The organism is Bacteroides graminisolvens DSM 19988 = JCM 15093 (assembly GCF_000428125.1).
In the GTDB taxonomy this organism is placed as follows: domain Bacteria; phylum Bacteroidota; class Bacteroidia; order Bacteroidales; family Bacteroidaceae; genus Bacteroides; species Bacteroides graminisolvens.
This window is the reverse complement of the sequence record NZ_ATZI01000001.1, coordinates 896,022-907,409: the sequence shown is the minus strand read 5'-3', so window position 1 is coordinate 907,409 and position 11,388 is coordinate 896,022. Positions and strand designations below refer to the sequence as shown.

Here is an 11,388-nt window from a genome sequence, read left to right as displayed (position 1 = left end):
ATTAAAATTTAAACTTATCTGACGTGTATTGTGATTTGGCTAATACCAAATCATAGTCTGTCGTATTGAGTAATTGTTGGATGGTCACTTTCTTATTGTGTTCGATATAGGAAGAGATAATTTGCATACCTACCCATATACCGATTAGCGGAGGTGAGTCATCTCCAAAATAAACCGGATCGGGTGCCGGCTTTGTATAGTTGCGAATAATTTGAGGGTCGGTTGCATGCAGATGTCCGTTGGCCAACATATATTCCCACACCGTTTTACGATGACTCTCACACCACGCCTTTTCACGCTTGGAATATCCCAAAAGATCTTCAGCTGAAGATATGTTCAAAATCTCCTGTACGATGTAGTTTAGCTTGCCGAAATGAAGAAGCGTATGTAATAAGGTGCGCTTGCTGTTAGCCGGCAAAGGATATTTGCTGAAAAGATAGAAGAAAAAACAATCGGGCACTATGCGTTCAGGCGACATGGAACGACATTGATAATCGTAATAGAATTTTTTGTAAAGTGGGTAATCAGCACCCATATATTTATCAAGACTGATTCCAATCAGACTGTCTTGAACGATAATCGACTCATTGAACGCAGAAATCTGGGTGTACACATGCGGAACAGGTAATTGAGGAACCTCCTTCGTTAACCGGGCAAATCCTTTGTTTATCTGTTTTTCTATTTTCCCAATATCTTCATATTTGGCTTCCACATCAGCCATGAGTTGCAACAAAGTGGTATCTGAGTAGAACTCCTTGAGCTTCTGATGAATGTTATCGTCGTTAACCCGACCGATAGAGAGCACATCTTCTATCAGGATTTTAGTCTCCTGCATGCTCTCGGTATTCATCTTCTGAAGAGCAGAAAAACTATTGAATTTTACATATTCGGTGAGCAGCCTATCATAACGGGTTATGTGAACGGCTGCACTATCTGAACGTTCTAAAGGCTTACTGTCGCCGCCAAATTTACAAGCGGAGAGCAGCAAGCCTATTAGAATAAATATGTAGATTCTCTTCAGACTCATTTAACGATTAACCGTAAATGATATGACCATCTTCATCTTTGTACTCATCAAGTCCTTTTTCGTAGGTAGCCATTGCACGAAGGCTCATGCCCACGCTAGAGAATCCTCCATCATGGAATAAGTTCTGCATCGTCACTTTACGAGTAAGATCGGAGAACATCACAATACAATAGTCAGCACATTCATCGGCAGATGCATTACCCAGTGGTGCCATGCGATCAGCAAAGTCAAACAGCTTATCCATTCCTTTCACTCCCGATCCGGCAGTAGTCATGGTAGGCGACTGAGAAATGGTATTGATACGTACGTTGTGCTCACGACCGTAAATGTATCCAAAGCTGCGAGCGATAGACTCAAGCAATGCTTTGGCATCGGCCATGTCATTGTATCCGAAGAAAGTACGCTGTGCAGCCACATAGCTTAACGCCAATATGGATCCGTATTCTGATATGGCATCTAATTTCTTAGCCACCTGAATCATTTTATGGAAAGAAACAGCTGAAATATCAAGTGTTTTATCCAGCATATCGTAATCAAGATCATCATACGTACGTCTTTTGCGCACATTGGGCGACATACCAATAGAGTGGAGAACAAAGTCTACTTTCCCACCGAAAATTTCCATAGAACGTTTAAATACAGTTTCCAGATCTTCAACGCTGGTAGCATCAGCGGGTATTACCTCACAGTTCAGTTTTTCAGATAAAGCACTTACTTCACCCATTCTAACTGCAATAGGAGTATTTGACAATGTAATGGTTGCACCTTCTTCAACGGCTTTTTCGGCTACTTTCCAAGCTATTGATTGCTCGTTCAACGCACCGAAAATAATGCCCTTTTTTCCTTTTAATAAATTGTAACTCATACCTATATTATAGTTAAATTAGACGGCAAAGATAAGAACTTTCGCAATAAAAGCAGACAATAAGGGCAAAGAAAAACCCTAATCAACAAAAAATCCACCTAAACTAACAAATTGTACACACAGAGATGGATGTTCTGAAATATTTTTGCACTCAGATAGTTAGGAAGTTTTTCCCGATATTTTTAAAGTTTAAAAATTAGGTTAACATGAATCCTATTACCATCTTCGCAGGCCGCTTGCGAGAGTAGCCTGCGAATGGGTAATAGCTTCCGCAACTGCTATAATCCCGAGTGAATTACCATATTATATAATCTTAGAATATTCATAGCGAATGAACACACTTGCAAAAAGGCTTTTATTGGTAGCTACACTTTGTTTGCCCCTAACGGCAAATTTAGTGCAGGCACAACACAGAGAGGTAATAGACAATAGTATCTATAACGACGTTCCTTTTGAAATGCCAAAGGTACAACAACCCAGCTTCCCTGCTTTGTCGGTCAACATCAAAGACTTCGGAGCAAAAGGTGATGGTGTAACTCTCAATACCCAAGCTATCAACGATGCTATTAAAGAAGTAAACTCAAAAGGCGGAGGAACCGTTGTTATTCCCGAAGGCTTATGGTTAAGCGGTCCGATTGAGTTATTAAGTAACGTCAATTTGTATACCGAGCGTAACTCATTGGTCTTATTTACCGATGATTTCGATGCATACCCCATCATAAGCACTTCTTTTGAAGGTTTGGAGACCCGTCGTTGTCAGTCGCCTATTTGGGCACGCAACGCTGAAAACATAGCAATAACCGGCTACGGTGCCTTTGATGGTGCCGGCGACAGCTGGCGTCCAGTCAAAAAAGAGAAGCTAACAGCATCTCAATGGAGCAAGCTGGTGAAGTCGGGCGGAGTACTCGATGAAGCCAAGAAGATATGGTATCCCACTGCCGGCTCATTAAAAGGAGCATTAGCATGCAAAAACTTCAATAACCCCGAAGGCATTGAAACGGACGAAGAATGGAACGAAATCAAACCATGGCTCAGACCGGTACTTCTTAACATTGTTAAAAGCAAGAAAGTATTGCTGGAGGGAGTAACCTTTAAGAACTCGCCCAGCTGGTGTTTGCATCCGCTATCATGCGAAGACATCACAATCAATAATGTAAAGGTGTTTAACCCATGGTACTCGCAAAACGGTGATGCACTTGATTTGGAATCTTGCAAAAACGCATTGATCATCAACAACATATTCGATGCCGGTGATGATGCTATCTGCATCAAATCGGGTAAGGATGAAGACGGAAGAAGAAGAGGTGAACCTTGTCAAAACGTACTTGTAAAGAACAACGTGGTATTACACGGACACGGAGGTTTTGTGGTAGGAAGTGAAATGTCCGGAGGTGTGAAAAACATCTATGTGGCAGATTGTACATTCCTCGGAACCGATGTAGGTCTTCGTTTCAAAAGCACACGCGGTCGCGGCGGTGTAGTTGAAAACATCTTCATCAACAACATCAACATGATCAACATACCGAACGAGCCGCTCCTGTTCGACTTATTCTATGGTGGTAAAGCACCCGACGAGCTGACTGAAGCAGATAAGAACAGAAAACCGGCGCTTATGCCTGTGACCATTGAAACTCCTGCTTTCAGAAACATTCATATATCTAACGTTACCTGTAAAGGTGCAGGAAGAGCTATGTTCTTCAACGGACTTCCGGAAATGCCTATTCAGAATGTAACCGTGAAAGACGTAGTGATTACTGATGCTGCCGAAGGTGCTGTCATATCACAAGCAGACGGTGTAACATTAGAGAACATACACATTCAGGCAGCCAAAGGTGCAACTGTAGAGCTGAAAAGCGCAAAGAATATCAAGGTAGAAGGTGTTTTTTATAAAGAGATTGATGCAAAAGGAAAATCGATTAACAAGAAATAAACATTCGGATTCTTTCAATTAATCGATAAGCTTGCAAATTTCGGGCAGTATTTACCACCTGAAGTTTGCAAGCATTGTTTTATACCCGAGCCGCCTTTCAGGGTTATACCAAGTTCTTGTTCAGCATCAAAACAAAGAAGCTAGTGATTCAATCAAATTGTGTATCAGAAATAGGCTCAATTAACCTATATTTGTATCAAATATAAATAGACCAATTCCATGAAAAAAGTAGTAGCAAGCATTTTCCTTCTTTCCATTTGTACGACAGCACTTATGGGAGCAGTAAAAGCATCGACCAAAAGTGTGGTTGTAGAAGTAGAAAATAACTGGAACAAAGCAAAAAGCGACGAACCGGTAGTACTGAAGATAAGCGATCTGAAAACCGGCTTCGTAGTTAAATCAGCCACCGTATGGGATGGTGAGAAAGAAATCCCGTCACAGCTCGATGACCTCAATTCAGACAGAAAAGCCGATGAGCTGGCATTTTTGATCAACATCGATCCTCAAACAAAGAAAACATTCAAGGTGGTTCTGTCCGACCAAAAGTCAGACAAGAAATATCCTTCGCGCGTTTTTGCCGAGATGTTAGTAAGCGACAAGAAAGGAAAGCACGTGCCCATTCATTCACTCACCATTCCGGGTACCAGCAACATTTACAATCAATTACATCATCACGGTCCGGCATTCGAATCGGAGCTGGTAGCTTACCGACTATACTTTGATCAGAAGCAAACGGTAGATATCTACGGCAAATTCAACAAAGGATTTGAAATCGAAGCCTGTCAGTTCTACCCCAACGACGACCAGCTGGCCAAAGGGTTCGGTGATGACGTACTTCGAGTGAGTGGAAGTTGTGGCCTGGGTGCATTGAAAGGATGGAACGGCAAAAAAGCAACGCACATAGAACCCGTACTGCAAAGAACAGAACGGATATTGGCCTACGGTCCGGTAAGAACAATCTGCGAAATTGAGGTGAATGATTGGGAGTATCAAGGTTCGGCCTTAAACATGATCAACCGCTATACACTTTACGGCGGACACAGAGATGCCATCGTGGAAACTTTCTTTGAAGAGCCTCTGAAGAATGAGCTATTTTGCACCGGAGTGCAAGACGTAAAAGGATCCATTTCTTATTCGGATCACAAAGGACTGATTGGATGTTGGGGTACCGACTGGCCTGTTAACGACACCGTTAAATACGCCAAAGAGACAGTGGGGTTAGCGACTTACATTCCTCAGAAATACGTAAAAGCGGAAGTGAAAGACAATGCCAACTATTTATACACCATCGGTGCTGAAGGACAAGCTTACATCCGCTATAACATCATGTTCACTTCCCTGAAAGAAACCTTTGGGTACAAAACACCCGAAGCATGGTTTGCTTACATGCGTGAGTGGAAAGAGGAAATTGACCATCCCGTACTAGTCAAAATATTATAATTATTCACCAATCAATATTACATGAAAAAGTTAGCACTAATTATTGGTTTAAGCTTATTCGTTACATCATCAGTAACAGCACAGAAAAACTATGTTTCTGAAGTGTGGGTAGCCGACAAAGGTGATGGTACCTACCGCAACCCCATTATTCATGCAGACTATTCTGATCCCGACGCATGCCGTGTAGGAGATGACTACTACATGACCTCTTCCAGTTTCAACTGTTTACCTGCCTTACAGATTTTGCATTCAAAAGATTTGGTAAACTGGACCATTATTGGAGCTGCCGTACCTTACAAATTATCGCCCGTTGAGTTTCCCGAGAAACCTCAGCACGGTAGCAGAGTATGGGCGCCAAGCATTCGTTATCACAAAGGAGAATTCTATATTTTCTGGGGAGATCCGGATCAAGGAGCTTTCATGACGAAAGCCAAAGACCCCAAAGGACCTTGGAGTGAGCCCGTGCTGGTGAAAGCCGGTAAGGGAATTATCGATACAACCCCGCTGTGGGATGAAGACGGTAAAGTCTACATGGTTCACGGATATGCCGGAAGCCGTTCGGGCATTAAGAGCTTATTGGGAATTTGCGAACTGAATGCAGATGCTACCAAAGCAATCACACAGTCGCGCATCATCTTTGACGGTCACGATGAGCACCCCACTGCAGAAGGACCCAAATTCTATAAACGCAACGGTTATTACTATATCTTTGCTCCTGCCGGAGGTGTTGCTACCGGATGGCAGCTGGTGCTTCGTTCTAAAAACGTATACGGACCTTACGAAGAAAAAGTAGTTCTCAGCCAAGGAAAAACAAATGTAAACGGACCTCATCAAGGTGCGTGGGTTGACACTACTACCGGTGAAGATTGGTTCTTGCACTTCCAAGACGTAGGTGCTTACGGCCGCTTGGTACACTTGCAACCGATGAAGTGGGTGAACGACTGGCCTGTTATCGGCGTTGATAAAGACGGCGACGGATGTGGCGAGCCTGTTTTAAGCTACAAGAAACCCAACGTGGGCAAGAATTACCCCATCTGCACTCCGCAGGAAAGTGATGAGTTTGATGGCTACACCTTGTCGCCTCAATGGCAATGGCATGCCAACATCAACGAAAAATGGGCTTACTTTGCCGGCCACAAAGGTTATGCAAGGCTTTACTCCTATCCGGTAGTAAAAGAATATAAGAACTTATGGAACGTGCCCAACCTGATGTTGCAAAAGGCTCCTGCCGATAACTTTGTTGCTACCATCAAACTCGATTTCAAACCAACAACCAAGTATAAAGGAGAGCGTACCGGTCTGGTTGTCATGGGATTCAGTTATGCCGGTCTCGTATTGGAAAACACGAACGACGGCATTGTGCTTTCACAATTGGAATGTAAGAATGCCGATAAGGGCACTGCGGAACAAATAAACGAAACCACTAAATTAAAGAACGGTGCTATCTATCTTCGTGTTGAGTTCAAAGCCGGCAAGAAGAAGCTAAAGGAAAGCGAAGGCGGATCGGATGTACTGGCCATGTGTAAGTTCAGCTACAGTCTCGATGGCAAGAAATTCAAGTCAATGGGCAATGAATTCCAAGCCAAAGAAGGTATGTGGATCGGCACGAAGGTTGGAACCTTCTGCACTCGTCCGGCTATAACCATTAACGATGGCGGATGGTCTGAAGTCGACTGGTTCAGAATCACTAAGAAATAAAAGAGAATGATATTTCTTTCAGAAAACGTATTTCCCCAAGGAGATACGTTTTTTTTATGTTTAAGCAAAGAACAAAAAGCGTATCTTTGCAGAAACTAAGATACTTAAAAGATGAAAAGACTGATTATATTCGATTTGGACGGAACCTTATTAAACACAATAGCAGACCTGGCTCAAAGTACGAATTATGCATTAAAGGAAGCGGGCTTCCCCACGCATCCTGCCGATGAATATAAATTTATGGTAGGCAACGGCATCAACAAACTCTTTGAACGAGCATTGCCGGAAGGAGAGAAAACAGAAGCCAACATACAACTGATCAGAAAACTATTTGTGCCGTTTTATGATAGTCACAACACCGATTTAAGCACTCCCTACCCCGGGATTACAGAGCTTTTAAACGAGTTGCATCAACAAGGGAAGGTGCTGGCTGTTGCCTCCAACAAATACCAAAGCGCCACAGAAAAGCTTGTCAGTTATTTCTTTCCAAACATTCCTTTTGTTGCCGTATTGGGACAACGGGAGGGTGTCAACGTAAAACCCGATCCGGCTATTGTATATGACATAGTAAAACAAGCAGGAATAAGTCAAGAGGAAACCCTTTATGTAGGTGACTCGGGAGTAGACATGCAGACGGCACACAACAGTGGCGTAGAGGCCTGCGGAGTAACTTGGGGGTTTCGTCCGCGCACGGAACTGGAACAATTCACCCCCAAACACATAGTGGATGTTCCGCAGGAAATCATCCATTTTATCTAATCTAAAAGCGGCAACTTCTTATTCAAAAAGAAATACAATATCAAATTAAATGTTGTAACTTTAGATACATTAACAAGGCATTAACACAGCAAAAAGGGAGGCATACGCCTCCCAAAATCTGACTAAAACCAACCAATTACTAACGGACTATACTACGTGCAACCCTACGGACATATACCGCACTCAAACTTACATTCCGAAACTCAAAAAGAGCTAATTCGTCTATAAACTTCCTATTCGCAACTGCAATGATACCAATCTGTAAACGCTTTAAGCTGAACAGAATGATAATTCGTTGTGCAATGCGCCCAAAGCATATAACAAAAATTACCATCGTAAGAACAAATATTGCACACAGGGCACTTAAACCCGTCTTATTTTTGTATTGATGAATTAACAGAAACGTTATACTTAAAATTTTTTAATCAGTGAACATGCAAAAAATGTCTAACAAGATGAAAAACATGCGCACGGTATTGCTTATGCTTTTTGCAACAATATCGCTTAGTTTATCAGCGCAGAGTGTTACCTTGAGTGGTAATGTGAAAGACAAGACAGGAGAACCGGTAATCGGGGCGTCTGTTGTTGAGAAAGGAACCACCAACGGTACTATTACCGATTTTGACGGAAATTTCAGTCTGAAGGTGTCAGGCAAACATGTTTTGGTTATTTCCTATATTGGAATGAAAACCAAAGAAATAGACGTTAAAGGTAAAAGTAAGTTGGAAGTAACACTGGAAGATGATGCACAGGCATTGGATGAAGTGGTTGTCATTGGTTACGGAACCGTAGCAAAGAAAGACTTGACCGGTTCTGTGGCTTCCGTAAGTGCCAAACAACTAGAGTCAGTTCCTGTGTCAAGTGCTTCTGAAGCATTGCAAGGGAAAATGGCCGGTGTGCAAATCACAACAACCGAAGGCTCTCCTGATGCAGACATCAAAATCAGAGTAAGAGGTGGTGGTTCTCTTTCGCAAGACAACTCGCCCCTTTACATTGTTGACGGATTCCCTGTTTCAAGCATTTCGGATATAGCACCTACGGATATTCAATCTGTTGATGTATTAAAAGACGCTTCTTCTACCGCTATCTATGGTGCCCGCGGTGCCAATGGTGTTATCATCATTACCACCAAATCGGGTAAAGAAGGAAAAACTCAGGTAAATTTCGGAGCTTCGTTCGGTCTAAGGAAAGTAACGAAACAGGTTGGAGTGCTTAACCCTTATGAATACGCACTGTACCAATACGAACTGGATCAGACCGGCACTTCATACGGAGTGTATGACGACTTGGAAATCTACAAATCAGTGAAAGGTACCGATTACCAGGATGAGATATTTGGCCGTACCGGAAACCAGCAATCATACAATGTAAGCGTGAGCGGTGGAGCAAAGTCAACCAAATATAGCGTAAGCTATGCACGCAACGATGAAAAAAGCATTATGAGGGGTTCCGGTTTCTCAAAGAACAACATCAATGCTAAAATCGATACCGAGATCAACAAATGGTTAAACTTGGACTTCAATGCCCGGTTAACTTATCAAACAGTTGATGGTTTAAGTGGCGGAGCCGACAACGAGACGAGTGCTGCTAACTCACTTGTGGCCAAATCGATTGTTTACAAGCCCATCAGTCAGCTCAACGAAGACAGTGAAGACGGCGAAAACACCCTGAATGCTCAGTACTCTCCATTGGAACGTTTGAACGCAACCTACAAAAAACAAACCAAGTTCCAACAAAACTATAACGCCGGACTGAATTGGAAGCCAATGGCAGGACTTACTTTCCGTTCCGAATTCGGTTATGGATGGAAATACCAAGACACGGATCAGGTGTGGGAATATCAGGCTACTTCAAACTCTAAATACGGATATGCCGGATTACCACAAGCCTACATCTCCAAAGTAAATAACAAGAACTGGAGAAACGCCAACACGGTTACTTACGATACAAAACTCTTCAATAAAAGAGACAGGCTGAACGTATTAGTTGGTCAGGAAGTAACTTCCAGTCAGGATACCAAGACCTACCTTACGGCTGTTAACTTTGCCAAAGAAACAACTGTTAACGAGATTTTGGCCGCATTAGGAAATGGAACTTCATTACCTACCACAACTTATATCGGAATCAAAGACAACTTATTGTCATTCTTCGGACGTGTAAACTATACATTGAACGATAAATACCTGTTTACTGCAACAATGCGTGCCGATGGTTCCAGCAAATTTGCAAGCGGAAATCGTTGGGGTTACTTCCCTTCTGCTGCTTTTGCATGGAGAATGTTCGATGAACCTTTTATGGAAGGAACAAAAGACTGGTTATCAAACCTGAAGTTCCGCTTAAGCTATGGTACGGCAGGTAACAACCGTATTCCCGATGGTTCTATGTATACTACTTTCTCTGTAGCAGGAACCGGCGACAAGAGTATTTATTTCGGTGATCAGACAGCTACCGTACTGAAACACGGTGACATTTTATCGAACCCTGAACTGAAATGGGAAACTACCATTTCAAGAAACTTAGGTTTCGACTTTGGCTTTTGGAACAACAGACTGTCGGGTTCTCTCGACTTCTATTGGAATACCACCCAAGACTTGCTCATGAAAACAACCATTGCAGCAAGCTCCGGTTACGGATACCAGTACAAGAACCTGGGACAGACTTCAAACAAAGGTGTTGAGTTACAACTCGACGGAGTTATTTTGGATAAGAAAAACTACGGTCTGAACTTCAACTTCAACATTTCATACAACAAAGGTAAGATTGATAAGCTAGATGGCAATAGCAGCTGGCAAAGCAGTAAGTGGGGAGGTAGCGCAGCAGCCGGACTGGAAGATTTCTTAATTGAAGAAGGCGGACGTCTGGGTGAGGTTTACGGTTACAAGACCGACGGTTTCTATACGGCCGATGATTTTAACTTCAACGAAACTACAGGAACTTACTCACTCAAAAGCGGTATCACAAACAGTGCTTCGCTTACCGGAGGTAATGTGTACCCGGGTAGCATTAAGTTGAAAGCCGATGCTGATGGAAACATCAAGAAAGTACGTTTGGGTAACACCATCGCACCCGTATCGGGAGGATTCGGATTGAACGGACGCTTCAAGAACTTTGATTTCACAGCATTCTTCAACTACAGTTTAGGCAACAAAGTGATCAACGCTACCAAACTGGGTTCTAGTTTCTATAGCGGATCATCAAAGAATTGGAATATCAATGATAACTTCACCATCGATAAAAGATACACATGGATTGATCCGGCTACAGGTAACAGTCTGTTAAGCAGTTCATCCATCAAAACATTGGGAGCCGAGGGAGTGAAGAATCGTTTAAATGAGCTGAATGCCAATGCTTCGATCTGGAATCCGGCAGCAGCAACCGTTATGCCGCTTATTGACTGGGCTGTTGAAGACGGATCATTCCTGCGCGTTAACAACATCAGCATAGGGTATACCTTACCCAAGAACCTGGTTCAAAAGATGCTGATGCAAAACGTCAGACTATATGTTACAGGATATAACCTTTATTGCTTTACAAAATACAAGGGCGCAGACCCCGAGGTTGATAGTGCTACCAGCACACCTATGACTCCGGGTGTAGACTACTCTGCATACCCTAAAAGCCGTTCTTTTGTAGGTGGTATTAATGTTACATTTTAATTTAGAAGCCATA

The 11,388-nt window shown here is 42.7% G+C and carries 7 protein-coding genes; 5 read left to right on the top strand and 2 right to left on the bottom strand.

Annotation, left to right across the window (positions count from 1 at the left end; translation table 11 throughout):
* Position 1: 1 nt before the first annotated feature.
* On the bottom strand, positions 2-1,027 hold the full coding sequence (locus C511_RS0103715) for a gliding motility protein GldB-related protein (protein ID WP_024996330.1): 1,026 nt from the start codon (positions 1,025-1,027) through the stop codon (positions 2-4).
* A gap of 7 nt (positions 1,028-1,034) precedes the next feature.
* Positions 1,035-1,892, bottom strand: a complete 858-nt coding sequence (locus C511_RS0103710) for an enoyl-ACP reductase FabI (protein WP_027317840.1) — start codon at positions 1,890-1,892, stop codon at positions 1,035-1,037.
* 331 nt (positions 1,893-2,223) lie between these two features.
* Between C511_RS0103710 and C511_RS0103705 the strand changes: the two genes are divergently transcribed.
* The 5 genes from C511_RS0103705 to C511_RS0103680 all read left to right on the top strand — a co-directional run bounded on the left by C511_RS0103705 (position 2,224) and on the right by C511_RS0103680 (position 11,375).
* Positions 2,224-3,822 carry a glycoside hydrolase family 28 protein gene (locus C511_RS0103705; RefSeq protein ID WP_024996331.1) on the top strand — a complete coding sequence of 533 codons (1,599 nt, stop codon included), beginning with the start codon at positions 2,224-2,226 and terminating at the stop codon, positions 3,820-3,822.
* Between the two features lie 219 nt (positions 3,823-4,041).
* On the top strand, positions 4,042-5,262 hold the full coding sequence (locus C511_RS0103700) for a DUF4861 domain-containing protein (protein ID WP_024996332.1): 1,221 nt from the start codon (positions 4,042-4,044) through the stop codon (positions 5,260-5,262).
* Positions 5,263-5,283: 21 nt separating this feature from the next.
* The gene (locus C511_RS0103695) at positions 5,284-6,960 is read left to right on the top strand and encodes a glycoside hydrolase family 43 protein (protein ID WP_024996333.1); all 1,677 of its coding nucleotides are present in this window, start codon (positions 5,284-5,286) and stop codon (positions 6,958-6,960) included.
* 111 nt (positions 6,961-7,071) lie between these two features.
* Positions 7,072-7,719, top strand: coding sequence for an HAD family hydrolase (locus tag C511_RS0103690; RefSeq protein WP_024996334.1), 648 nt, complete (start codon positions 7,072-7,074; stop codon positions 7,717-7,719).
* A gap of 443 nt (positions 7,720-8,162) precedes the next feature.
* Entirely contained in the window at positions 8,163-11,375 is a 3,213-nt protein-coding gene (locus tag C511_RS0103680; RefSeq protein ID WP_027317839.1) for a SusC/RagA family TonB-linked outer membrane protein, read from the top strand.
* Positions 11,376-11,388: the final 13 nt, after the last annotated feature.